The organism is Sediminibacter sp. Hel_I_10 (assembly GCF_000688335.1).
GTDB lineage: Bacteria > Bacteroidota > Bacteroidia > Flavobacteriales > Flavobacteriaceae > Psychroserpens.
This window is the reverse complement of record NZ_JHZX01000001.1, coordinates 2,475,220-2,498,441: the sequence shown is the minus strand read 5'-3', so window position 1 is coordinate 2,498,441 and position 23,222 is coordinate 2,475,220. Positions and strand designations below refer to the sequence as shown.

Here is a 23,222-nt window from a genome sequence, read left to right as displayed (position 1 = left end):
CTTTAAGTTTAATATGGGGTTCGGTACAAATTTGGGCAATAAGTTGCATTAAAATTGGCCAATGTAGACGGAATGCTTTTTACTGTAGACCAATGGAATAAAGGTTTCGATTTTGCTTAAATGACTTTCAATTTAGAATCGTAAATAAAGTATATCATTTGAAAAACAAGTAAGGCAAACATAGCTGCAATTTGCATGTGTACGACTTGCGCTAGACTCTCGTGGAAAAAGATGACCAGTCCCATTTGTAGCAATCCAAAAAGACCAGAAAACACAACAGGTACATAATGATCAAGAGATAAGTAGTAATAAGCAAAAATGTTTGAGATGGCAAAGAGCCCTGTAGCTAAGGCATATTTCCAAAGTAATGGTGCCATGGCTAGATAGCGCTCTCCAAATAACAGGGTGATTCCTGTTTCAGGGAACAAGGCACATCCCAACACAATAACAGCAGCTATCGCAGCAATGTAACCTACATATTTAAACAAGATTGGCGCTGTAGCCTTTCCTTCTTTTTTAAGCTGAACGACCGTTGGCAATAACAACATAACGAACATCCAGGCTATAAAGTAAACGATCCTTCCTATTAAAGCTAATGAAGCATACAATCCGGCATCATAAGATTCAAAATAGTGCTTTACCAAAAGGATGTCACTATTGTTAATGATAATTTGGGTAAGTTCATAAAACGCAGTGATCACAAAGAAGCTGCGCACTTGTTTAGACTTGGTAACTTCTATAAGTCCAACAGTTTTAAATTTAAAATAGTTGAGCTTAAAAGGAATCAAACCAAAACCAAAAGAGACCAAAATACCTATAGCAATCACTACGGAAGATTGAATGTCAAATAAAAAAATCAATCCTAAAGTGATTACCAATCTACTTAGCATTTCGGCTTGATAGGTAATCGATAAATTTTTAAAGGATTTTTGCCCTTGATAAATACCACGATTCACGCTCATTAAAAAATAAAGTGGCACGCCTATTCCAAAAATCACAAACATGCTTGATGAAGAGGTATGAAAAAGCTGCTGCAATTGATTTGAAAATGCTATAATCAGCACACCTAATCCAATACCTACAATGGTGGCATTTTTATAGATTTTAGAGATGAAACTAAGGAAAGTGTGATCTTCAAATTCAACTGAAAACTTTGCAGTAACCAATTGAAAAGTCATGGCCACAAAAGACAAGACCAATAAAAATGTGATGAGCACTGCAGCATCTGCAAAATGCTCTGGCCCTAGAATTCTGCCAAGTATAAGGTTATACAAGTAATTTCCACCGTTAACTGCTAAAACGCTTAGCATAAACATTTGCTCTGGAGATATTCGTTTTGGTATTTTAACTGAAATTGCTTGCATGGGGATTTGTTTTAGTAGGTTATAAATTAAGCAGCGTAGTTTGGTCTGATATCTTGAAAAATTTCCTTACAGCCATTTCCAATAATATAGAAGGGCTTATGCCATGACGTTGCATTGTTATAGACGCTCTTAATAGCATGCATACCGTTGCTATCAATTTCAGTCACCTTACTAATATCTATAGTAATGTCTCTCATAGAATTTAGCATTAACATAAAGTGTGTTTTAAAGTTACTCGCGGTACATGCGTTAATTTGTCCCTCTAATGTAAATGTGTTTTCGTTACGTGTAATTTTAAGTGCCATAATGATTAATTTTAAGTGATTATTTGTTTGTATCTGACGCAAATATCTAGACAAACTCCATGTAAACCCGATTGATTTCGACGGATGACAGTTTGCTGTAGATGAATGAAGCGGAATTCGTGCCTAACTTGCAATCAAGCAAATCAAACAGATATGAAGACTTTAAAATCACTTATTCATTGTTTCTTTTTATTACTTGTATGTATAAGTAATGCACAAGACATGCAAGAAGGATTTACCTACTTAGAGACTGGTAACTACGCAAAAGCCGAAACCTTTTTTGATACCATACTAAAAGACTACCCAGAAAATAAGACCGCTCGATTGTGCTACGGAAGAGCCGTTGGGCTTCACGGCGATGCCGAAAAAGCAAATGCCCTTTTTACCGATTTGCTAAAAGACTACCCTAACGATTTTGAAGTAAAGCTTAATTATGGTGAGTCCTTATTATGGAACAAAAACTTTACCGCCGCAAAAGCCTACTACCAAGATCTTGTGACAGAAGCCCCAGAAAGTTTCCCGGCACTATTGGGCTACGCCAATACGCTTTCTAATTTGAAGGAATATGAAAGTGCTTTGACCTATGTTAATAAAGCTTTGGATGTGTCTATAGGAAACCCAAACGCCATGGTTTCTAAAAAATACATCTATTTAGGGTATGCATACCAAAACCAACAGTCTCAAAATTACACCGAGTCTGAACGCTTATTGACCAAGAACATCGAATTATTTGGAGAAGATAAAGAAACTCTAATGAACCTTGCCAATCTCTATCTTATCACCAACGAACTGGATTTTGCAAAAGGCACCTATGACAGACTTGCCGAAGATTCCTCCAACCAATTAGAAGCTTTAAACGGTTTAGCACTGGTATCACACTTAGGCGGAAAAGAAAAAAATGCCTTAAAATTAAGTGAAGAAGCCTTCAGCAAAATAACAGATAGCACCAGCACAGCATTAACCCAACAAACGACAGAGCGCTACATTCAAGCCTTGATTTGGAATAAGAAATTTAAACAAGCCAAAACAGAAATAGCAACCCTAGTGGAGCAGCAACCCAACGAAAATTGGATCTTGGCCTTAAGAGCGACATTAAACATTTACAAAAGTAATTTTAAGCAAAGTTTAGAAGATTATGATCGTATTTTAGTAAATGACAGCACCTCTTTTGATGGTAACCTTGGAAAGGCAAATGCTTTAAAAGCCATGGGATATTATGATGAAGCCTATACCTCTGCCGAGAATACGCTTAAATTTTATGATAATCAGAAAGATGCCAAAAACTTCATAAACATTTTAGACACTTATTTCTCACCAGCATCAGATTCTAGAGCCTCTTATACCTTTGATAATGGAGACAATAAAGCTTACTCCTTTAACACCAATGTGTCATTCCCGTTATCAACGCGATTTAGCCTTTTAGGAAGTTATAACTATAGAACCACCAATAATACGGTGACCAAGAACAAAGCTAACTCTAATGACGTTTCTGTGGGCCTATCTTACCAACTGTTACATAACGTAACTTTTACAGGAACCACAGGCTTAACCTCAGCAAATGCTCAAAGTACGGACTATACCCAATTGCTCACCAATGTATTCTTTAATATCAAGCCTTTTAAACTGCAAACTTTAGATATTGGTTACAAACGTGAGATCCAAAGTTTTAATGCCGACTTATTAGACCGTGAGATTGTTCAAAACAACATTTACACCAACTACAATCTTGGTACTAACTTTAACTTGGGTTGGTTTACGCAATACATTTACACCACTCAAAATGATGGCAACGCAAGAAACCTATTATTCACTTCCTTATATTATAACCTACTTGCTAAGCCCTCTCTAAAAGTTGGGTTTAATTACCAGTACATCACATTTAAGGATCAAGTGCCTACTATTTACTTTAGTCCAGAGAAATTTAATGCCGGTGAGGTCTTTTTAAACATTATAAAAGATGAGAATGCCTCTAAACCAAATCAGTTATTTTATGAGTTGACGGCTGCTACAGGTCTCCAATATATTGAAGATGGGGCCAAACAGAGCACCTACCGTATTCAGGCCAAATTGGGTTATAAGTTTTCAGAGCGTTGTATGGCCAATGCTTTTGGCACGAGAAGTAATATTGCTTCGGCAACTGCTGCTGGTTTTACCTTTACCGAAATTGGCTTACGTTTAAAATGGATCTTAACAAACAAACCTGTTTATAAGCGGTAAAAGCTAAGCATGTTTAGGCAATATGATATCTGATTTTAAATCAGGTCATCTATATTTCATTTATTGATTAACTGAAAAAACACAAGCTAATCAAACACAATGTCTCATAACAAGAAGCATCGGCAACTCTCATTCTATTTAATTTCTCAATCAAACCGCAGTATATCCGCCATCGATTAAGTAGTAACCACCAGTCATAAATGAAGATTTTTCAGAACTTAAAAACAGTACCAATTCTGCGACCTCCTCTGGTTTCCCTAATCTGTTCATCGGGTGCTTAGACTTCAGGTCTTCCAACATCTCAGAGTCTAAATTTTCTAATAATGGGGTTTTAATATATGCTGGTCCAACAGCATTGCAACGAATGTTTTTTTGTCCATACTCTGCCCCAATGTTTTTGGTCAATCCTACAACGGCGTGTTTTGTAGCCGTATACGGTGAAGACATTGGTGCAGCTACTGTACCATGAATAGATGCCATATTCACAATAACGCCACCTCCATTTTTTTCCATCTGTTCCAGTTCATACTTACAACCATAGAACACCCCGTTTAAATTGATATCAACCACGTTGTTCCAGCTCTCTATAGAGTAGTCTCCCGTGAGGTTTTGTTCTCCTCCAATACCAGCATTATTGCAGGCAATATCCAATCTACCATATTTTTCTACTGTTTTTTGAATCAAGGTTTTAACCTCTTTCTCTTTAGAAGCGTCTGCCTTAATAAAAAATGCCGTTCCACCTTCTGAAGTGATGAGGTCCACAACAGAATTTCCGTGTTCTTCGTTGATGTCATTCACGATGACTTTGGCACCTTCCTTAGCATATAGTATCGCTATTGCTTTACCTATTCCTGATCCTGCACCCGTTACCAAGGCAATTTTATTTTCTAGTACTGTCATATGTAATGTTTTATAAAGTAATGGTCGTTATGTACAACCAATAGTTCTGTTTGTAAGCCGTGACATAAGCGTCAAAGTTCTTTAAAATTACATATTTCTGTAAAAAGAGAATTGCCAAAAGAGATTATGTTTTGCTCTAAAGGCATTTATTTTAGCAGAAATGCGCCAACCTCAATAAAATGAAATATCCTGAAGCTACAAAAAATTACGGATATGAATATTTTCCTATACTTACGATGATTTAATAAGCTATATATAGGTTCTGTTTTCAAATTATATCTAATTCAAGACATACATTTATATGCATTTTTTGCAATAAAAAAGGCAAAAGCTTTCGCTTTTGCCTTCACTTGAACCCATTTTCATGTTCAAATCTCTCATTAAGAAAATGGGTCAAGAATCAACCATAGGATTTAATTTGCTATTAATTTCAAAGGATGATAACTTTGATGTTGGCTGATCACTTTTAAGATATAAATGCCAGAGTTTAGGCTCTCCTTTTCCCACTTAATCTTATTATTTCCTGGGGTAACCTGAACTTCGGTTTTGTAAATAGTTTTTCCTAATTGGTCATAGACCATAACTATAAGTGTGTCGCTTTGGTCCGAAGTTAGTTGTATCGTGGTCTCCGCAGTCAATGGATTAGGATAGGCCGATAGCCTGAGATTGGTTTCGACTTCAGCAGTTTCAATGTGTAATGTTTCCGAAGCATTAAAAGCCACTTGATTTACTTGTAATGCAAAAGGTGCATAGGTACTATAATTACCGTGTAATGAAAACACGATGGTCTTTACATTAGTGAGTATTGCTGGGTTACCGCTACCGTCCATAAAGTCTGTAAAGGGGATACTGTAAAAGGTCGCTTCTGTATGAGCTGGAATTATGTAACGTAAACGGTCGTTCCAATCTTCTAAGTCCTCTTGCTCCAAAATGACTTCTACTGGATGTGTATTTTGGATCTCAAATTGAAAACCTTGATACGCTTCTACAGAGAGCGCTTGGTCTCCTGCCAACAGATGTCTAAACAGATTGATGGTGCCTTTTGCCTCACCCGTAACACTTGGCTCACGTTCTACATGATATAGATTAGCATCACTTTCTAGTGCTGTATTGGCAATTTCGAATTGATTTACATCTACCGCTTCTTCTTGATAATCTAATCCCCAAGGGCCATCTGCTAGATACAAAGCATCTTGTTGGGCAGCGCTGTCTGTGCTTAATGAAAAGCCAATATCGAACAACTGACCTGTGGCAATGGTTACACTGTCAAACCAATCTCCAGTTAAGCTTATAATTTGTGTGTTTGTACTTCTTTCAGACACTTCGGTAGTGGCAATACTCCCTTCAAAAGTGACCGTAGTTGCATTTATTTTATTGATAACGTTTAAATGTAAGTTTCCCTTAGTGTAATATCCAGAGCTTACAAATACTGGGGGCGCCACGTTACTTAAGGTTTGGCTGGTCAATGGTTTCTCTTCGGTTAAGGTATCTATAATATGATTACCAATGGAAAACACTTGTGAAAATGAGCTTCCCCAAATTTGAAAGTTGTAATAGTCCCCTTCTGGGTATTGGGCAATGTTCCAAAAGCTGAACAACTCGTTCGACGCTTCTCCTAATTTTACTGAAAAACTCAACGAAAACTCTGTTTCTCCAGAAGCACGCACTAATTTAGAACTGATGACCTGATGGCCTCTTACCATAACGGTTCTTACATCTTCTAGACTTGAGCTGTTCAAGCGATCGCAAATTACCTTAGAATGATCATAAACTGCGCCTTGAGTTGCTGTTGCCAGTACTGCCGACACGCGCTTGTCTGCTTCATAAAAGTCTACAGAGAAAATTTCCGAAGCGTTAGTAATACCCAACAAATCAGTAGGGCTTGAGATATAAGCACTCTCTGTACCGTACATACCAGTTTCTGGCAAGTAAGTATCTAAAGTTACCTCATCTGAAGCATCACTGCCGTTACGCATGGCAAGTACAGCTTGTTCATTATATTGGGTTTGTAACTGTTTTTTATTAAGCACATTGCCATTTTGCTGACGTTTCAGATTTCTTTTGGCAATAGCCTGTGCCAAATTACCGTTGCTTTCTAAACCACCATCATTGGCAGAACTCACGTCTCTTGCACTAGCCACATCGGCGTAATTTACTGTTTTGATCGCCTCATAAGGATTGGCGGTAACATAGAAAATAGCGTCGTTAAAATCATTATCACAACTTGCCCAATCTCTTCTAATATCTTCGAAACCTAAAATTACTCGTTCATTTTCAGGGTCATTCAAAAGAACGTTGTGATATCTCAAATTTTCTTCTGCCTCTGGGTTATAATCTGTATTAGAATATAATTGCCAAAGACCACTGCCAACAGCACTCGTACTCGGGTCCCAAGCATTGGCTAGTAATACCCAACCTATGCCGGTACCGGGCGAAAAATTACCGATGCTCACTTTATCTCCTGTTAATAATCCGCCACCACTACCATATGCGGAGGCATTTGGAAAAACAATGGTAATGTCTTCTGGCTCTGGTGCCGTTGGAGATGGATTATTGACGTCATAGGTATAAAAACCCAATACGTTTCTATAACCTGCTCCTTCACTCACAAAGGTGACCCAAACGTCTGCGGTTTGATTGATGATGACATCGGTATCATACCCTGAGGAAATGTAATGCGGATTAAAATCTGGAACGGGATAGCCTTCTGGCAACGACCCATTGATCATGTCCATGGTTTCTTGAGAAACGATATCTCTGGGGCTTTCTAAATACAGCGGCGTACCGTCTGCAGTAAAGTCTCCAAGGTACTGGTAGTTTTGTGCGTAAGTAACTGTCGAAAAAATTGTAAATATTAATAGTAGGATTTGTTTCATGATATTGAAATTTATATCACAAAGGTATCCTCAGCATCGCTTATTTTTTCTAATTTTCGATGGTTGCAGTTTTACTGTAGGTGAATGGAAATTACAATAAGTTAAGACGTTTCATCAGCTCTGGTCGATTAGAACGACTCACAGGAATGACATCTTTTTTGATGAGCACACTGTTATCTTCAATATCTATAATTTTCTTAATGTTGATGATGAAGGAGCGATGTACTTTTAAGAACAACTCGTCTGGGAGTTTATCTTCAATCTTTTTTAAGGTAGAATGTACGGTGTAATTTTGCGTTTCGGTCTTGACATTAATGTAATCGCCCTTGGCCTCAATGAGATAAATACTGGGAATGTCTATTTTGATGAGTCGTCTATCGATATTAACATAGAGATCATTACCAGAGCTTACTTCTACCTTTTCGTTGGCTTCGAAAGACGGCGCTGCAATGCTTTTTGAATTGGCCTTTACAATAGCCTTTTCAAAACGTTCTGGAGTGATGGGCTTGACCAAATAGTCTACAATACAATCATACTCAAAAGCTTGAATTGCAAAATTGGGATCTGAAGTGGTGAGTATGATCTTTGGTGGACTCTTGAGTGTTTCAATAAAATCAAAGCCCGTAAAATCTGGCATGTGAATGTCTAAAAGAATGAGATCTACAGTATTTTGATTTAAAAATTTCATGGCCTGGATGGCATTTGGAAACTCTTCAACCACATTAAGACTACCTTCCTGCGCGCACAATTGATGGATAATGGCGCGGGCCGTTGCCTCATCATCAATAATAATACAATTCATATAAGTTAGTTAAGCCGTTCTATAAATTGAGTCATGTTGCTTAAGATGGCTTCAAATTCATCTTGACGGGCTGTGCTCCCTTCCAAAAGATTCATTTCAAAGGCTACTGCAACTTCATAACTCTTCTCTAGGCCTAAAATACTAATTTTATGTTTAAGTTTATGTACGCTTTCTGACGCAGGTTTAAATTGACCTGCAGACATTTGATCTACATAGACTTGTTTTTCTTCGGGAAATTCACTTTTAATGATCCCGATAATTTTTGCTTCAAAGGCTTTATCTCCTCCAGACATACTGTGTATGTAAGACATGTTAGGCGTTTCCATTGGGTTGTTTTTTTAGTGTGAAATAAAAAGTAGTCCCCTCTCCCACTACAGAATTAAGCCAAATCTTGCCGCCGTATACATCTACAATTTTTTTGACAATGGACAGACCTATACCTGTTGAGTTACCTGTAGTTTCGAGCTTTTCAAAGGTTTTAAATATTTTGTTGAAATAAGCTTCATCGATACCCTTGCCGTTATCTTTAACATAAAATTCCCAACAGAATTCTGTTTCACTAACGCCAACCTCTATGAGACCTTGGTCTTTATCATTATAGGCAATGGCATTGGTAATGAGATTTTGAAAGAGCTGTTGTAATCGAAATTTATCGCCTCTAATGACAGGAAGCTCCATATAGTTTACAGTAACATGATCTGGAACTTGAATGATTTTTACTATCTCATCGACCAATTTATTTACGTCTACATCATAAACTTCCAACTGTGCTTTTCCTATAGTAGAATATTCGAGGATGCCGTTGATGAGCTTATCCATCTTTTCAACATTGTTTCTAATGAGTTTGAGACTCTCATTTCCGTGGGCATCAAATTTATCAGCATAATCGTCTTTTAACCAAGTGGTCAAGGTATCGATACTTCTTAAAGGCGATTTTAAATCATGGGATACCATGTGGGCATAATCACTAAGCTCTTGGTTTTGATGAGCAAGTTCACTCATCAATTTCTCGCTCTGTTTATTGATTTCGATAATTTCTCTCGTTTGATTGTCGATAAACTCCACCAATTTGAGTCCGTCAAGTTCTACCTGTCCCGATGTCTTTTGTTCTGGAAGGTTATAGAATTTTAAAGTGTTAATGACCCGTTTTAATTTATCAATAACTTCTTGTTGGGCTCTTGCTTCTTGTCGTAGTTGTTGGTTAGCCGTATATAATTCATCAGAACTGATCCCCATGGCCCTTTGGATCATGGCAGATTGCTCATCATAATTATCATAAGAGCGATCTACGGCATTGATAAACGCAGAGAGCTCTTCTTTGTTTTTTAGATCTTCACTTAAGTATTTACGTATTTGACGTTTTAGCAAAGAATTCATTATTCGCTCATTAGGGTTATGGTCATGGTCTGATTGTGCAATTGACACGCTACCTCACCATGAAACGGAGCAATTTCACCGTAGGAATAGAAGCCGCAAGTTACCGCCTTATTACCGATGACTGCTATAACCTCTTCAATTTCTTCTTCAACCCTTTGGTCCAAGACTAATTTTCTGCCAATACAACTCACCAAGATGGCTATTTCAGGATCGTTTTTTCTAAATTCTAGCGCCTGTGATGCAGCTCTTTCTGATGCGTTTGCAATGTTATCTACATTGGTCATCATGAGTTGTACTTTAGAATGTTCTGGAATATCTCCAGCTAAAATAACGGCATTATCAACTTCATCAATATTGAGAATGGATCTCACAATAGACTGTGTTTCATCTACAGAAGTGACATTTAAAGGATATAGCAACGCAGCTCCAGGCAGGTCTTTTGCTTTATCTCCCAAATAGGTTTTGTACAAATCTAATGCTGGTTGACCATCTAATTCATAAAGCGTATTGCCTTTTGATTTTGTAACGATGCGTTCTGGACCAAAGGGTGTCCATCCACCATGAATGGAAAAGGTGATTTCTAAAGACTCACCGTAAAAACCAATGGCCACTAACTCTCCTTCTTTCGGGTTTTCATTGTAAGAGGCGAGTGTTTTTTCAAAGCGAGTATCATCTCCACACAAACCACCGGTGATCAATAAATTATCTTCGGTTACACTACTCATACCTTTGGTAAGCTGACTTCCATTAATAAAACTCCCTTCGGAAACCACAAACACATATCTCAATCCCTCTTCTGGAAATTGCTTGATCAAGTCACTGCCCGTTTTAAAACTGTCTAGATCTGCATTGAGAACATTACTGGTTTTAATTTGAAATTGGCTTTTTTCAAATTCAATTGCGGTTACTGTAATACTTTCCTCATTGACCGTATTTGAAGAAATCCCAGCGCAAGCCGAAGCAAATATGATATGACCCTCAGGAAAAAACGCCCTAACCTCGTTATAAATGTTTGCATCTTCCAACATCAATCTATTGCCAAAAACCAATACTAATGGTGCTTTTAAGTCCTGTTGTTCTCCAACGTAATGCCAATCTTGATCTTTATGTTTTACAACTTGTACTGCTTTCATAATTATTTTTTTAAAGTGAAATAAAAGGTAGTGCCCACATTGGGTTCACTCTCCAACCAAATATCACCATCGTGCAAGTCGACGATTTTCTTAACAATCGATAATCCTATACCCGTAGAATCCTTACTTTTATTTAAAGCATGAAAAATCTTAAAGATCTTATCATGAAATTTCTTTTCAATTCCCATCCCATTATCCTTGACTGAAAACTGATAAAAATTCTTTTTTTCTAAAACATCAATTTCAATTAACCCCTCTTCTTTATCACAAAACTTGACCGCGTTACTAATCAAGTTTTGAAATAATTGCTGCAATTTTGCCTTGTTACCTTGAATTTCTGGAAGCGTTTTGATTAACGTGATTTCTATATGCTCTGGAACGTATAGTATTTTAATCAAATCCTGAAGCAAGTCATTGATATTTACCATTTCGGCCTCCCGAGCATCTGCTCCAACGCTTGAATAATCTAGAATGTCTGTGATCAACTGTTCCATTTTTTCTAAGGTTGTTTCTACAAGATCAATATTTCGTAAGCTGGTCTCATCTAGTTTTCCAACATTATCTTCTTTTAACCAACTGATCAAAGCATGGATACTCCTCAAGGGAGACTTTAAATCATGGGATACAACGTGAGCATATTCTTGAAGTTCGTCATTATTTTTCTTGAGTTCTTTTACAAGTTTTTCTTTTTGATTTTGAAGTTCTATAATTTCGGTAATATCATAGTTGATGCCTATATACCCAACAATATTGCCATTAAGATCATAATTTGGCGCTCCACTAACCGACCAATATCTTATCTGCCCTGCTTTGTTTCTAATACGCACTTCGTAAGAATCCGATTTTCCTTTTCGGTGTTTTTCAAGTTTGCCTTCAATAACCTCTTTATCTCCTTCGTATGGTAAAAAATCTTTTCCCCTAAAACCAATAAGTTCTGCCTTAGAATAGCCAGTCATGCTCACCATACTCTGGTTAACCATTATGATACGATCATCCATATCCACTTCAACCAAGCCTAAGTTCATGTTAGAGATGATATTGTAATATTTGTGCTTTTGAGCTTCTATACTTTCTCGGTATTTACGCTTAAGCGTAATATCTCTATAGCTCCACAGGTGCCCCTTATAAACATCCTTTTTAAAAATGGGAATATAGTCCCGTTCCAGGATTTTACCACAAACCATTTTTACCTCATCTCCTAAAACAAGCGTTTTGTTTTTTATAAGCATATTGACATCTTTTACAAACCCCTCAGGATCTTGAAAAAGCGATTTGGTTTGCTCGGCAGACTCAGAGCAATCTTGACCTATTAACAACTCTGGAGATACGGGAATATTAAAAAGTTCGCAGAATTTTTTATTTGTTAAAACAATCTTTCGGTCTTCATCTTCCAAGAGCGTACCACTATCTAAATTAAGTATTACTGTAGATAGTCTGTTTTCAGACTCAATAAGCTTCTCTTCAGCCTCCTTATCTTTTGTAATATCTCTTACAATACCTTGAGCAGCTACGGCAATACCCTCATCATAAATGACGCTGGCATTAATATGTACCAGTTTACGCGCTTTGCGCTTGGTAATAATTTGAATTTCTAGGTCTGTTGCTGCACCCTTGGTCAACAAGTCCTTAAAAGCCTGTTGGACAGTGGCTTCTTCACCCGGGCTTACCATCTTCATAAGATTAAAATCTTCTTTAGGGTCATCAAAACCTAATAAAGACACTGCCGCATCGTTCATCTTTAGGATGTTTCCTTGTAAATCGATGATAACATATGCGTCTACAATATTCTCAAAAACACCTTGGAGTTGAGAATTTGTTTGAGCGAGAAGAATAGCAAGATCTTCATTAGACTTAACAAGCTTCTGGTTAAGCTCATATAATTGGGTAGATTTTTGCTCTAATATTTTTTCTGCTTCTTTTCTAGCAGCTTTCTCTCTATTTAAAGCGCGTTGTAATATCTCAATTTGATTTTGACTCATCGATCCTATTGATTAAAAACTTGACTTCAGTGCCGTCTGCTTTAATTTTCTCTAAAACGATAGAGGCTTTTGCATTAAAGTGATCAAACGTTTTATTCATTAAACCCAACCCAAAATGGTGCATTGCTCTGCTGGATTGGTAAATCATCACTAATGAATTCTCTGTTTTCTCCAAGGTTTTAAATGTAGGTAATTCCGCATCTGGGTAAATTTTTCTTACCTCGACATGAATATGATTTTCTATAGAGGCTAACATCTCTATAGGATCCTGATAGGTTGCTAAAAGACTTGGATAACTTTTTTCTATAACTGAGAAAAAATGTTCTCCATAGACCAATAATAGATCATCGGCCGAAATAGCGGTATTGTCACTTAGATTTTGGAGCAGTTGTAACATTTCTGAAAACTGATAGGTTCCTACTGAAGTATAAGCCCCATTAGATTCTAAATTAGATTGTTCTATAATGGTATCAACCATCTCTAAACCAAACTTATCTTCTACGAGCTCTAAAAATTCAGTAAAAACTATGCCTTTCATTAAATTTTCTTTAATTCATTAATACTCCAATATGCTAATAATTTTTCAATTTTAGATACATAATCTTCGTATTTTAACGGTTTTAACACGTAACCCGCAACGCCAATTTTATAACATTCCTCTAAATCCTTCTGATTATTGGAGGTCGTTAAGATGATGGTGGGGATATATCTTAAAAGCTCATCCTTTTTAAGAATCGATAAAAATTCAATGCCATTGATCTTAGGCATGTTCAAATCCAACAGAATAATATCTGGAAGATTGTCCTTTTGCTCTAGGTGCTTTAAGGCTTCTTCTCCATTATTTACTTCAATGGTTTGATGTTTGATTTCAAGGGAGGAAACAACTCGATTTAGTTTCATCACTTCTATCATGTCATCTTCGATTAAAAGGATCTTTAATGCTTTAGTCATTTCTGAGGGTTTTTTTGGATCTTTTGAAATATAATCTATCATATTCCTCTGTATTTAATATTACGTCCAAAATTGTTTTTGTATAGACCACTAACGGTTAACTGTCGACCAATGGTAACGCAAATTTGCTATTATTTTGGCTAAAACATAAGCGTGTTATGACCTCCTTTTTGATAATTTTGAAATTCACACGTACCTTTTGAAATACATTTGAAGTTCTAATTATTATTCGAAGTTAGTCCAGTAGTTTCGTTTGAAAACGATAAATCGACGTACTCCGCTTAAGTATAGATTAATTAACAAGAAGTATCGACGAATAGTTTTTAATCCTCTAGGTTCTTTTTAAGCTTCTTAGGCAATCCCGCTACCACCAAGTCGTAGGAGTGATCAATCAACTCCAACGTTAGCTTTGCCGAAAGCTCATTTTTAAAGAGGTACAACGTGTTCCAATGGGTCTTACTCATGTGCCAACCCGCCGTAATACTTTCATACGCGTCGCGTAGCTCTTGAGCATAAGCAGGATCACATTTTAAATTGACGCTGCCTTCACCTGCTTCCCATTTATCTAAAGGAAATAGCGCGAACATCTTACCCACAACCTTAAAAACAAGCGTATCGGCGTTAAACGGAAAGGTTTCAGTAACCCCGTTTTTACGAAGACAATAGTCTCTTAACTGATCGATATGCATAGCTTGTTGCGGTTATGAATTATTGATTATTTGAGTTGCTTGGGATTTTCTGTGGACATTTCTAGAGCAGAATAATCAAGTTTCCAGCCAATAGTTTCTACCATGCCCTCAATTAACTTCACCGACTCTAAAGCTTCTTGCTTGGCGATGTTGTAAAGGCCACTTTCTGGGACTTTGTTCATAATGTGCAATTTGGCGTCATTATGCAAACTGGTTAAATCTGAAGCTTCAAACCTATTGAACATCCCATCCCGTTTATCATAATAATTGAGATCGGTCTCAATACTTAAAATTTCAGGTTCAGGAAAATGAAACAGCTTGACCGTTTTTGATTTTGTATCGGCATCCAACTTAATCTTTGATAAATCAAAACCAACATGCGCCTTCGCCTTAATGACCACTAACGCTTTTTTTCGGCTAGAGACCAGTTTTAAAAAACGCGTTTTAATATCCTCATAATGATAGATTTCTGCAAAATCACCCTCTACCGTAATGAACTTGCACACTTTCTTAATCTTATCTAATAAAATAATCGATTGAGAATTGATGCGTTGTTTCTCTAAGATTTGTTTGACAAGCGTTACTGCACCCAAAGTGATGAGAACACTGATGATAATGATAAAAAAAGTTTCCATTTTATGCGTTTGAGCGATTAAGCATCTCTCTTTTACAGAGGGTTCTTAATCTATAATTTTATACAAAATAGGCTTACTGGGTGAGGCATCGTTTTCAAATGGAGCAATCTGTAAGTTCAAAAAATAAGACCCATCCTTAACTTTATTTGGCACATAAATCAATTCTGTAATGGTACAATCTTTTCTTAATTCGCCTTCAAAGTTCCAAAAGGCCTTATGACTTCGCAATTGACCTCCATCTTCTTCGCGATCAACACTTGGCAAATCGATTAACAAATGTTTGATTCCTTTTTTTACCAAAAAAGCAACAGCCTCCTCTTTTAAATAGGTCCAGTTGGTATTGGAGTAATGTCGTTTCTTTTTATCTGAAAAATTAGGCAAAGTTCTAATCACCAAAGCATCTACTTTTTTATCTCCTAAAGCAAATTTAAGTTGCGCCTCAGATACCATGGTATCTCGCATGTATTTTTCTGGAGCTACTGAAATGACCTCGGCCAAAAAGAAAAACTGTTTGAGATGTTTGTTGACACTGTAGACCTTTTCGGTAATATGCCCCACACATTCTGTATGCGTACCATGTGCGTGAGGGTTGAAATGAATGCTGTTGAAATTGACCGAAGCGCCATTGGCAACGCTAATTTCTTTCTCTTCTAGTACCTCAGGAAAAATCTTAGGCTTATCAATATACCAAGCGCTTACATTATCTTTAGTGGCACGCATGGGGATGGAAATATCCAATGGTTTGGACAGATCAATCTTCAGTTTTTTTGAGTGGTGTTCTATAGTAGCAATCAAGATAAATTGAGTTTAAATAGGTTTGAAGCGATGCCGTCACTCAAAAATTTTGAAGTTTTAGTAACGTGTAATGTCGCGTCATCAATATACAATAAATGTTCTTTTATTAAAGGCTCCGCTTGATCCAAAAGGTAGTTTTTGTAGTGCATTCCATATTCCTGTTCTACTTTGGTTAAAGACACGCCCCAAATGGTTCTCAATCCCGTCATTACATATTCGTTATATTTATCGGTCGTTGAGAGTACCTCGGTTTCCTTCGGAAGATGCCCCTCTTCTATAGCCTTGATGTATTTTATGTTATTTCTAATGTTCCAACTGCGCTCATTTCCGCTAAAAGAATGCGCCGAAGGGCCAATGCCCAAATAGGGCTTACCCTGCCAATATGCCGAATTATTTCTACTGAAATAGTCGCTTTTACCAAAATTAGACAGTTCATAATGTACAAAATCATGGGCTTCTAGAGCAGCAATCAGCATCATAAATTGGGCTTGCGCCTGCTCGTCATCCACATCATCTACAATGCCTTTTTCTATAAAAGCTTTTAATGCGGTCTTGGGCTCTATGGTGAGTGCGTAGCTTGATATGTGTGAGACACCAAAACTTAGCGCCGTATCAATATTGTGTTGCCAACGCTCGTGAGTTAGTCCTGGGATGCCATAAATTAAGTCTAATGAAATGTTATCAAAATACACAGTGGCCTCTTCTAAACATTGCTTGGCCTCTCTGGCATTATGGGCGCGGTTCATTAATTTAAGATCTTGCTCATAAAAGGATTGGATGCCTATAGAAAGCCGATTGATTCCAATGTGTTTGTAAGCCTCAAATATTGATGTAGAATTCAAGACTTCAGATTGATGTTTTGAAAGGGATTGTGCCTTGATCAAATCGTCTGGGTTGGCCTCTAAGGTGATTTCTGGTGCTTCGGAAACCTTATAATTCTTGTAGACTTCTTGAATCAGAAAGTCCAATTCGTCAACACGCAACAGTGAAGGTGTGCCGCCACCGAAATAAATGGTCTCTACCTTTTGTTCTGGGAGTTCTTCTTTTCTAAGTCTCATCTCCTTGGCCAGAGCGAGAACCATGGCATCTCTTGATTTTAGGGACGTTGAAAAATGAAAATCACAATAATGGCAAGCTTGTTTACAAAAAGGAATATGGATGTAGATGCCGCTCATTTTTTTACTCTATCTTCATTCTGCTTCACAAAAGCTCCCCAACCCGAGTAACTTTTACCTATCTCAACACGGCCTTCATTATAGAAATGACACACTGCAGCAGCAAGACCATCAGTCGCATCCAAATTTTTTGGCAAGGTCTTTAAGCCCAACAAACTCTGTAGCATTTTGGCAACTTGCTCTTTACTGGCGTTTCCATTACCTGTAATGGCCATCTTGATTTTTTTGGGAGAATATTCCGTTATGGGAACTTCACGAGATAAGCCTGCTGCCATAGCCACCCCTTGGGCACGACCTAATTTGAGCATGCTTTGTACATTTTTTCCGAAGAAAGGCGCTTCAATCGCAATTTCATCTGGGTGATGGGTATCAATAAGTTCTATAGTGCGCTCAAAAATAAGTTTGAGCTTAAGGTAATGATCCGAATATTTTTTAAGGTCCAACTCATTCAATTGGAGAAATTCCATTTTTTTGCCTACCACCTTAATAAGGCCAAAGCCCATGATCGTAGTTCCTGGATCAATACCCAATATGATTTTTTCTTGTGCCATTAATTGCAATATTCGCAGCCAGTTAATGAAAAGGTAATGCCAAAGGTAATGGTCAACAAGTTTCCGTTAAAGGCACCAAACCCTTCTATTTCTGGATCAAAATCCTTTGCAAACCCCATAATATAGGATACATCAGTATAAATTGAGGCACGCTCAGACAAGCCGTAATGAAACTCGGCGCCACCCATGACGTTTAAAAAACTTAAATTATTATCCCGAAACTCGCCTAAAGGCTTTATTATAGAATAGCCTGGTCCGGCATGGGCAACAACGCCCAATCGCACTGGTAAAAACGAAAGTGATGTTGTGGGATCATACACCAACTGGGCATTGATCCTGCTATAGTTGGTTTTAAATTCTACGGAATTATCTGTGCTTGAAAACCTATTAAAACCAAAGTCTAATTTACCGCCCAACTGCCGTTTGAACATGTACTGAATGCCAAGATTTACGGTAGGAAAATTGACAGATTTGGCCTCAAATCCTTCTACAAATCCAGATTGCGACGGACTATTAACACCAAGTGCCACCTGTGCTTTCCATTGATTGGCAATGCGTTGTGCAAATCCAAATTCTGAACATAAACAAATTAGCACAACGAGTACCCATTTTTGAAATCGTTGATTAGAGGTCATATCATTATAAAGGTTTAATTTGCGACGTGGTTATAGGGCGCCTTTCATACAAAACTAAGCAATTCTTTTTTGTACTTATCAAAATAGGCATCGTGGTCTTGGCTTTTTATTTTATCTATAAAAAGCTGGTTTACAATTCTAATTTAGACCTTGATAGCTTCCATCAAATTTTGAGAGCAAATAATTTGATCTCTATAAAAAACCTTAGTTTCTTAGTCATTCTTAGTGCGTGTAACTGGTATCTTGAAATTGTAAAATGGCGTGTTCTGGTCAAATCTATCGTCGACATTTCCATCAAAAAAGCAGCAGAACAAAGTTTAGCTGCACTCACCGCGTCTTTGTTTACCCCTAATCGTATTGGGGAATATGGCGCCAAAGCCATTTACTTTAAAAAACAGCACCGCAAACCAGTAGTAGTACTTAATTTTTTAGGAAACATGATGCAAATGAGCGTCACAACATTATTTGGCGTCATTGGTTTGATGCTCTTTCAAACAAGCTACAAGACCAACCTGTTGCAGATTGATCCATACCTTATGGTTTTTCTCCTAGTCGTTGCGATCGTGATGATGACCCTTTATCTTAAGAGGAAATCAATAAAAATAAAAGGATTTTCTCTAGAAAAACTAAGACATTTTTATCAAACGCTGCCAAAACGAAGCTACGTGATCGGGTTCTCCTTATCCTTATGCCGCTATCTTATTTTCTCATTTCAGTTTTATATATTGCTGCGCCTTTTAAATTCTCCTTTAGGTTATCTGGATGCAATGACCATTATTTCTGCAATGTATCTTTTGACCTCTGTTATTCCATCGCTATTTTTATTTGATGTCGTGGTTAAAGGAAGCGTTGCCTTGTACTTATTTAGTTTTGCAGGACTAAACAGTTTGATCATTTTAAGTGTGGTGACTCTCATGTGGCTTTTCAACTTTGTGCTTCCAGCCCTATTTGGGAGTTATTTTGTTCTTAATTTTAGCATTCCTCAAAACAACAACTAGACATGCTTGTAATTCTTCTTGTAATTACCATTTTATATCTTGGCATCATCGGTAGTTTTATCTACGGGTTTGATAAAGTCAACACCTTTCAGTTGACCGATGTCACGCCAAAACATTGCTTCTCCGTAATCATTCCGTTTCGTGATGAAGCCGAAAACCTACCTGCTTTATTGGCCTCAATGGCTAATTTAGAATATCCCATGTCTAAATTTGAGCTCCTCTTTATAAATGATGCTTCAACAGATGAATCTGAGACCATCATCAGCGATTTTTTCAGAACTCACAAATCTCAACAGCAATTTGATTTTAAAATCCTTCAAAATGAACAGCTGACCAACGCACCAAAAAAAGATGCCATTGCCCTTGCCGTAAAACAGGCCAAATACGATTGGATGGTAACCACCGATGCCGATTGCAAGCTGCCTCAATTTTGGTTGGATACCCTAGATGCTTTTTTACAGAATACCACGGCAAATTGCGTAGCACTTCCTGTAAGTTATACCAACCTCGGCAGTTTTTTAAGCCGTTTTCAGGCTTTAGATCTCTTAAGCCTTCAAGGTGCCACCATTGGTGGTTTTGGAGTCAACAAACCTTTTTTGTGCAATGGTGCCAATTTTGCTTATCGTAAATCGGCTTTTATAAGCGTTAAAGGCTTTGAAGGCAATAGCTCTATTTCTAGCGGAGACGATATTTTTCTTTTAGAGAAATTTTTAAAGCATCAAAAGGAAAGCGTAATGTACCTAAAAAGTCCAAAGGCCATCGTAACCACTAACCCTCAGCCTAACCTAAAAACACTGATTTCCCAACGGCTTAGATGGGCAGCAAAAACCACAAATTATAAAAACAACTTCGGAAAATTGACCGGCTTGTTAGTGTTTGCAATGAATGGCACTTTGGTCTGTTTACCGCTGCTTTGCTTAGCAACCATTATTTCACTGAAGACATTGATTTACATCTGGCTCATTAAACTGGCCATCGATTTTTTACTCCTCTTTAAAACAGCACGTTTTTTCGAACAAGAAACAGTCTTACCCTCCTATATTTTTTCAAGTTTTTTATATCCTTTCTTTAGCGTTTACATCGCTTGTCTCTCTTTATTTTCAAGCTATAAATGGAAAGGCCGATCCTATAAAAAATAATGGGTCTTTAATTTATTTTTGTTAGATTTACTCGAATTAAAATCACGTTTCCGATGAAAATATTAGCCTGTTTATTATGCTGTCTAGTTTCTATTTCTACCATGAATGCGCAAGAGCAATATACTGTTAATGACGAAACCTTGGAGCTTAAAATGGAAGCCGACGGCAAACTGGATTTTTTGTGGATGATCAATGATCGTGATTTTCGCTACTTTGTAAGAACCGAAGACAATACCATCATTGAGCTAAAAGGTGAAGATTATAAAGCCGTACTCGATAATTTGACCAGCGACACCAACCTATCTACCGATAAAGTAAAATTTACCCGAGTTGGACTTAAAAAATACATTGACGCCTATAACAGAAGAGCCAATGCCGATTATGTAGCGACAGACACTAGCCAAATCGAATTTTTCTTGATGCCTTTTGCCGGAATTACCAATAACCCATTTATCACCAACGACGATAATCTTCTCTTCGGACAGTTTGGTGCCGAACTTGAATTTCGAGAAAATAAGACTTCTCCCCGTTCTGCTCTGTTTGTAAAAGTACGTCACGTGTTATCTAATGAAGATTTAGATTACTCTACCACCGAAATTGCTTTGGGATACCGCTACAGAGTGATTAAAAAAGAGAACATCAACGTGTTTGCCGATGTAAAATTCACCACACTTAATTTTACAAGTGCCACTCTCAACGTTGCCGACGAAGACGGCGTTATCAGCGAAAAAACATTTAATGATACTGCTTTTGATGTGCCTTTTATCTTTGGTATTGGAGCAGATTATAAGATATGCTCAAATGGCTATCTCACCTTAAATTACAACGAGCTTTTTGCGGGTAATTTAGAGAACCAGGGTAATTTTTCAACAAATATCACTTTAGGATATCGGTTTCAGTTCTAGATAAAAAGCAAAGCTTATTGGAGCACTGGGATAGAGCGCTTACTCAATCTTGACTAAAACGGGCAAGGTAAACTGAGTAGCCACTTCTTGACTTCGTTTGATGGCGGGGTAAATTTTGGGCAAAGAATCGAGACTGGTTCTCAACAAACTATCCAGTTCTGGAATAACCTCTAACGTACGATGTGATTTTTTGATATCATCAATGCTAAACCGCCCTTTATTATCTATAGTAATCTTAAGATACACCGTATCTTGAACCGCTTCGGAAGCCACAATAAGATGCGCTGCTAAATTTGCATTAAGAATAGACCTTAGTGTATTTTCAAAGCACAGTTTTCTGTTTTCCTTTGCTGAAGTAGTGTCACAAGTTGCGAATGACGGATATTGATCGACGTCTTTCCAATTAAAGGTTTTAAGCTCTTCTTCCAATAAATCTTCGGTATGTACTTTTTTCTTGTCGAAATATTCGCAAGAGAAAAAACACATCAGTACCATAAAAATCAGAAACCGCTTCATGTCATTGGTTATGAAAGCGAAATGTACAATTTTTTAAAAAATAAAACAGAAATAGACGCTCTGGCTTTAAGAGTTGAACCAAGTTTTTAATGTGATCATCTTAATGACGTTTCTTACTTTATTGCTTTTTGTCTAAAAACTTCTCTTCTTTTAATTCCTTTAAACGTTTTTTGGCAATAGTTCCATAACCGGCAAACATTTTTTCATCCTTATAAGTGTCTATAAAATTCTCATAGAGTGCAATTTTTGAATCGACATCGGCGTAATAAACATCCTTAGTACTAAGCAAGAAAAATGCAGAGTTAAAATTATCAGGGTTTTCTTTAAGAGATCTTTGAAATGCGGCAATAGCCTCTCCATACTTTTTCTGTCGATTATAAACATACCCTAATTTTTGATATTCAAAGTCTAGGGGCTTATCCTTAAGATTTAAAGCCGTGAGATAATAGTTTTCCGCTTGTTCATAATCTTCAAGTTGTTCATAATACGTGCCAATTACAAATACTGAAGTGGCATCAAAAGGGCTATAGCTTAGCACCAATTTTCTTTGGGCAATGGCGTCTTCAAATTCATATAACTCGGCATGAATAAGACTTAATTTCTCATGAATAAATTCAGAAGATTCTCCTAAAGCAATCAGTTTTAAAAACCAAGGTTTTGCCTTTTTATAATACTTTTGATGGTAATAATTTTGAGCTTTTAAACTTATAAGCTCTACATTATTGGCGTAAGTCTCTAGGCCTTTATCAATATAAAAATGAGAGGCCTCAAACCTTCCCTCTTGAAGGTGATTTTTAGCTATCTTAAATATTGCTTTTTGGTGACTGCTATCGAGGTCATAAGCAATTTGAAAGCGATTTATTGCAGTAGAATCTTTAAGTTGCTCTAAGGCCAGGCCCATTTCATAGTGATAATTTGGGTTGCGATAATCAATATTCATGAGATCGTTAAATTGGGAAACCGCTTCATCAAAATGCTTTGTTTTTGAAAGTAGTCTGGCATATTCGTACTTGCTCAATGCATCATCAGGATGAGCTTCTACATTTAATCGATAATACTTTAAGGCGGCATCATAATTGCCAATGGCCATATATGCCCGAGCAATATTATCATATACTTCGGTTGCGCTTTCAAGATCTTCATAAATGGAAATGGCACGACTGTAATTTCCGTTAACAAAAAGACTATCTGCCTCTCTCACTGAAGGCGATTGTGCTGAGCAGAGTGCATTTCCGAATAAAAAAATCATGGGGATCAACCCGCAAGTTTTTATAAGCATA

23 protein-coding genes are annotated in these 23,222 nt (G+C 37.1%); 4 read left to right on the top strand and 19 right to left on the bottom strand.

Annotated elements, in window-relative coordinates; translation table 11 throughout:
• Nucleotides 1–116: 116 nt before the first annotated feature.
• Together P176_RS0111210 and P176_RS0111205 are read right to left on the bottom strand one after the other, a co-directional pair.
• Nucleotides 117–1,364: an oligosaccharide flippase family protein gene (locus tag P176_RS0111210; protein ID WP_026754799.1), complete on the bottom strand. Its 1,248-nt coding sequence runs from the start codon at nucleotides 1,362–1,364 to the stop codon at nucleotides 117–119.
• Between the two features lie 26 nt (nucleotides 1,365–1,390).
• Nucleotides 1,391–1,669 (bottom strand): STAS domain-containing protein, encoded by a 279-nt coding sequence (locus P176_RS0111205; protein WP_026754798.1) that lies wholly within the window; start codon nucleotides 1,667–1,669, stop codon nucleotides 1,391–1,393.
• Nucleotides 1,670–1,822: 153 nt separating this feature from the next.
• On the opposite strand from P176_RS0111205, the gene P176_RS0111200 reads away from it, so the two are divergent.
• Nucleotides 1,823–3,886: a tetratricopeptide repeat protein gene (locus tag P176_RS0111200; RefSeq protein WP_026754797.1), complete on the top strand. Its 2,064-nt coding sequence runs from the start codon at nucleotides 1,823–1,825 to the stop codon at nucleotides 3,884–3,886.
• Between the two features lie 150 nt (nucleotides 3,887–4,036).
• Here the strand turns inward: P176_RS0111200 and P176_RS0111195 are convergent, their stop codons facing one another.
• From P176_RS0111195 to P176_RS0111125, 15 genes are all read right to left on the bottom strand, one after another.
• Nucleotides 4,037–4,786, bottom strand: coding sequence for an SDR family NAD(P)-dependent oxidoreductase (locus P176_RS0111195; RefSeq protein WP_026754796.1), 750 nt, complete (start codon nucleotides 4,784–4,786; stop codon nucleotides 4,037–4,039).
• A 413-nt stretch (nucleotides 4,787–5,199) separates the two neighbouring features.
• A complete protein-coding gene (locus P176_RS0111190; protein WP_026754795.1) occupies nucleotides 5,200–7,662 on the bottom strand; it encodes a DUF4114 domain-containing protein in 2,463 nt (820 codons plus the stop codon).
• 91 nt (nucleotides 7,663–7,753) lie between these two features.
• Nucleotides 7,754–8,464, bottom strand: a complete 711-nt coding sequence (locus P176_RS0111185) for a LytTR family DNA-binding domain-containing protein (RefSeq protein WP_026754794.1) — start codon at nucleotides 8,462–8,464, stop codon at nucleotides 7,754–7,756.
• Between the two features lie 5 nt (nucleotides 8,465–8,469).
• Nucleotides 8,470–8,790, bottom strand: a complete 321-nt coding sequence (locus P176_RS0111180) for a histidine kinase (protein ID WP_026754793.1) — start codon at nucleotides 8,788–8,790, stop codon at nucleotides 8,470–8,472.
• Nucleotides 8,777–9,841, bottom strand: coding sequence for an ATP-binding protein (locus P176_RS0111175; RefSeq protein WP_026754792.1), 1,065 nt, complete (start codon nucleotides 9,839–9,841; stop codon nucleotides 8,777–8,779). Before P176_RS0111175 ends, P176_RS0111180 begins: the two co-directional genes overlap by 14 nt.
• Nucleotides 9,841–10,974: an FIST signal transduction protein gene (locus tag P176_RS0111170; RefSeq protein WP_026754791.1), complete on the bottom strand. Its 1,134-nt coding sequence runs from the start codon at nucleotides 10,972–10,974 to the stop codon at nucleotides 9,841–9,843. The genes P176_RS0111175 and P176_RS0111170 overlap by 1 nt, the downstream gene beginning before the upstream one ends.
• A 2-nt stretch (nucleotides 10,975–10,976) precedes the next feature.
• Nucleotides 10,977–12,953 carry a PAS domain-containing sensor histidine kinase gene (locus P176_RS0111165; protein WP_026754790.1) on the bottom strand — a complete coding sequence of 659 codons (1,977 nt, stop codon included), beginning with the start codon at nucleotides 12,951–12,953 and terminating at the stop codon, nucleotides 10,977–10,979.
• Complete coding sequence (locus P176_RS0111160; RefSeq protein WP_026754789.1) at nucleotides 12,934–13,491, bottom strand: heme NO-binding domain-containing protein; 558 nt, start codon at nucleotides 13,489–13,491, stop codon at nucleotides 12,934–12,936. The genes P176_RS0111165 and P176_RS0111160 overlap by 20 nt, the downstream gene beginning before the upstream one ends.
• On the bottom strand, nucleotides 13,491–13,904 hold the full coding sequence (locus tag P176_RS0111155) for a response regulator (RefSeq protein ID WP_026754788.1): 414 nt from the start codon (nucleotides 13,902–13,904) through the stop codon (nucleotides 13,491–13,493). The genes P176_RS0111160 and P176_RS0111155 overlap by 1 nt, the downstream gene beginning before the upstream one ends.
• A 323-nt stretch (nucleotides 13,905–14,227) precedes the next feature.
• Nucleotides 14,228–14,593, bottom strand: a complete 366-nt coding sequence (locus tag P176_RS0111150) for an MmcQ/YjbR family DNA-binding protein (protein ID WP_026754787.1) — start codon at nucleotides 14,591–14,593, stop codon at nucleotides 14,228–14,230.
• Nucleotides 14,594–14,619: 26 nt separating this feature from the next.
• A complete protein-coding gene (locus P176_RS0111145) occupies nucleotides 14,620–15,228 on the bottom strand; it encodes a DUF4230 domain-containing protein (RefSeq protein WP_026754786.1) in 609 nt (202 codons plus the stop codon).
• Nucleotides 15,229–15,273: 45 nt separating this feature from the next.
• Complete coding sequence (locus P176_RS0111140) at nucleotides 15,274–16,023, bottom strand: cyclase family protein (RefSeq protein WP_026754785.1); 750 nt, start codon at nucleotides 16,021–16,023, stop codon at nucleotides 15,274–15,276.
• A complete protein-coding gene (gene hemW / locus P176_RS0111135) occupies nucleotides 16,020–17,198 on the bottom strand; it encodes a radical SAM family heme chaperone HemW (protein WP_026754784.1) in 1,179 nt (392 codons plus the stop codon). The genes P176_RS0111140 and hemW overlap by 4 nt, the downstream gene beginning before the upstream one ends.
• Nucleotides 17,195–17,749, bottom strand: a complete 555-nt coding sequence (gene ruvC / locus P176_RS0111130; RefSeq protein ID WP_026754783.1) for a crossover junction endodeoxyribonuclease RuvC — start codon at nucleotides 17,747–17,749, stop codon at nucleotides 17,195–17,197. The genes hemW and ruvC overlap by 4 nt, the downstream gene beginning before the upstream one ends.
• Nucleotides 17,749–18,384: an outer membrane beta-barrel protein gene (locus tag P176_RS0111125; RefSeq protein ID WP_026754782.1), complete on the bottom strand. Its 636-nt coding sequence runs from the start codon at nucleotides 18,382–18,384 to the stop codon at nucleotides 17,749–17,751. The genes ruvC and P176_RS0111125 overlap by 1 nt, the downstream gene beginning before the upstream one ends.
• A 26-nt stretch (nucleotides 18,385–18,410) precedes the next feature.
• Between P176_RS0111125 and P176_RS0111120 the strand changes: the two genes are divergently transcribed.
• The 3 genes from P176_RS0111120 to P176_RS0111110 are packed head-to-tail and all read left to right on the top strand — an operon-like array spanning nucleotide 18,411 to nucleotide 21,426.
• A complete protein-coding gene (locus P176_RS0111120; RefSeq protein ID WP_369793767.1) occupies nucleotides 18,411–19,382 on the top strand; it encodes a lysylphosphatidylglycerol synthase domain-containing protein in 972 nt (323 codons plus the stop codon).
• A gap of 2 nt (nucleotides 19,383–19,384) precedes the next feature.
• On the top strand, nucleotides 19,385–20,521 hold the full coding sequence (locus P176_RS0111115; protein ID WP_026754780.1) for a glycosyltransferase: 1,137 nt from the start codon (nucleotides 19,385–19,387) through the stop codon (nucleotides 20,519–20,521).
• A gap of 53 nt (nucleotides 20,522–20,574) precedes the next feature.
• Nucleotides 20,575–21,426, top strand: a complete 852-nt coding sequence (locus P176_RS0111110; protein ID WP_026754779.1) for a hypothetical protein — start codon at nucleotides 20,575–20,577, stop codon at nucleotides 21,424–21,426.
• 39 nt (nucleotides 21,427–21,465) lie between these two features.
• On the opposite strand, the gene P176_RS0111105 is transcribed toward P176_RS0111110, so the two are convergent.
• Both P176_RS0111105 and P176_RS0111100 read right to left on the bottom strand, forming a co-directional pair.
• On the bottom strand, nucleotides 21,466–21,942 hold the full coding sequence (locus P176_RS0111105) for a hypothetical protein (RefSeq protein WP_026754778.1): 477 nt from the start codon (nucleotides 21,940–21,942) through the stop codon (nucleotides 21,466–21,468).
• A 118-nt stretch (nucleotides 21,943–22,060) separates the two neighbouring features.
• Nucleotides 22,061–23,221 (bottom strand): tetratricopeptide repeat protein, encoded by a 1,161-nt coding sequence (locus tag P176_RS0111100; RefSeq protein ID WP_231481237.1) that lies wholly within the window; start codon nucleotides 23,219–23,221, stop codon nucleotides 22,061–22,063.
• Between the last annotated feature and the right edge of the window lies 1 nt (nucleotide 23,222).

Bases quoted from the DNA above. Each gene is read 5' to 3' on its own strand.
- P176_RS0111210 (WP_026754799.1), bottom strand. From the start codon at position 1,364: ATGCAAGCAATTTCAGTTAAAATACCAAAACGAATATCTCCAGAGCAA.
- P176_RS0111205 (WP_026754798.1), bottom strand. From the start codon at position 1,669: ATGGCACTTAAAATTACACGTAACGAAAACACATTTACATTAGAGGGA.
- P176_RS0111200 (WP_026754797.1), top strand. From the start codon at position 1,823: ATGAAGACTTTAAAATCACTTATTCATTGTTTCTTTTTATTACTTGTA.
- P176_RS0111195 (WP_026754796.1), bottom strand. From the start codon at position 4,786: ATGACAGTACTAGAAAATAAAATTGCCTTGGTAACGGGTGCAGGATCA.
- P176_RS0111190 (WP_026754795.1), bottom strand. From the start codon at position 7,662: ATGAAACAAATCCTACTATTAATATTTACAATTTTTTCGACAGTTACT.
- P176_RS0111185 (WP_026754794.1), bottom strand. From the start codon at position 8,464: ATGAATTGTATTATTATTGATGATGAGGCAACGGCCCGCGCCATTATC.
- P176_RS0111180 (WP_026754793.1), bottom strand. From the start codon at position 8,790: ATGGAAACGCCTAACATGTCTTACATACACAGTATGTCTGGAGGAGAT.
- P176_RS0111175 (WP_026754792.1), bottom strand. From the start codon at position 9,841: ATGAATTCTTTGCTAAAACGTCAAATACGTAAATACTTAAGTGAAGAT.
- P176_RS0111170 (WP_026754791.1), bottom strand. From the start codon at position 10,974: ATGAAAGCAGTACAAGTTGTAAAACATAAAGATCAAGATTGGCATTAC.
- P176_RS0111165 (WP_026754790.1), bottom strand. From the start codon at position 12,953: ATGAGTCAAAATCAAATTGAGATATTACAACGCGCTTTAAATAGAGAG.
- P176_RS0111160 (WP_026754789.1), bottom strand. From the start codon at position 13,491: ATGAAAGGCATAGTTTTTACTGAATTTTTAGAGCTCGTAGAAGATAAG.
- P176_RS0111155 (WP_026754788.1), bottom strand. From the start codon at position 13,904: ATGACTAAAGCATTAAAGATCCTTTTAATCGAAGATGACATGATAGAA.
- P176_RS0111150 (WP_026754787.1), bottom strand. From the start codon at position 14,593: ATGCATATCGATCAGTTAAGAGACTATTGTCTTCGTAAAAACGGGGTT.
- P176_RS0111145 (WP_026754786.1), bottom strand. From the start codon at position 15,228: ATGGAAACTTTTTTTATCATTATCATCAGTGTTCTCATCACTTTGGGT.
- hemW (WP_026754784.1), bottom strand. From the start codon at position 17,198: ATGAGCGGCATCTACATCCATATTCCTTTTTGTAAACAAGCTTGCCAT.
- ruvC (WP_026754783.1), bottom strand. From the start codon at position 17,749: ATGGCACAAGAAAAAATCATATTGGGTATTGATCCAGGAACTACGATC.
- P176_RS0111125 (WP_026754782.1), bottom strand. From the start codon at position 18,384: ATGACCTCTAATCAACGATTTCAAAAATGGGTACTCGTTGTGCTAATT.
- P176_RS0111115 (WP_026754780.1), top strand. From the start codon at position 19,385: ATGCTTGTAATTCTTCTTGTAATTACCATTTTATATCTTGGCATCATC.
- P176_RS0111110 (WP_026754779.1), top strand. From the start codon at position 20,575: ATGAAAATATTAGCCTGTTTATTATGCTGTCTAGTTTCTATTTCTACC.
- P176_RS0111105 (WP_026754778.1), bottom strand. From the start codon at position 21,942: ATGAAGCGGTTTCTGATTTTTATGGTACTGATGTGTTTTTTCTCTTGC.
- P176_RS0111100 (WP_231481237.1), bottom strand. From the start codon at position 23,221: ATGCTTATAAAAACTTGCGGGTTGATCCCCATGATTTTTTTATTCGGA.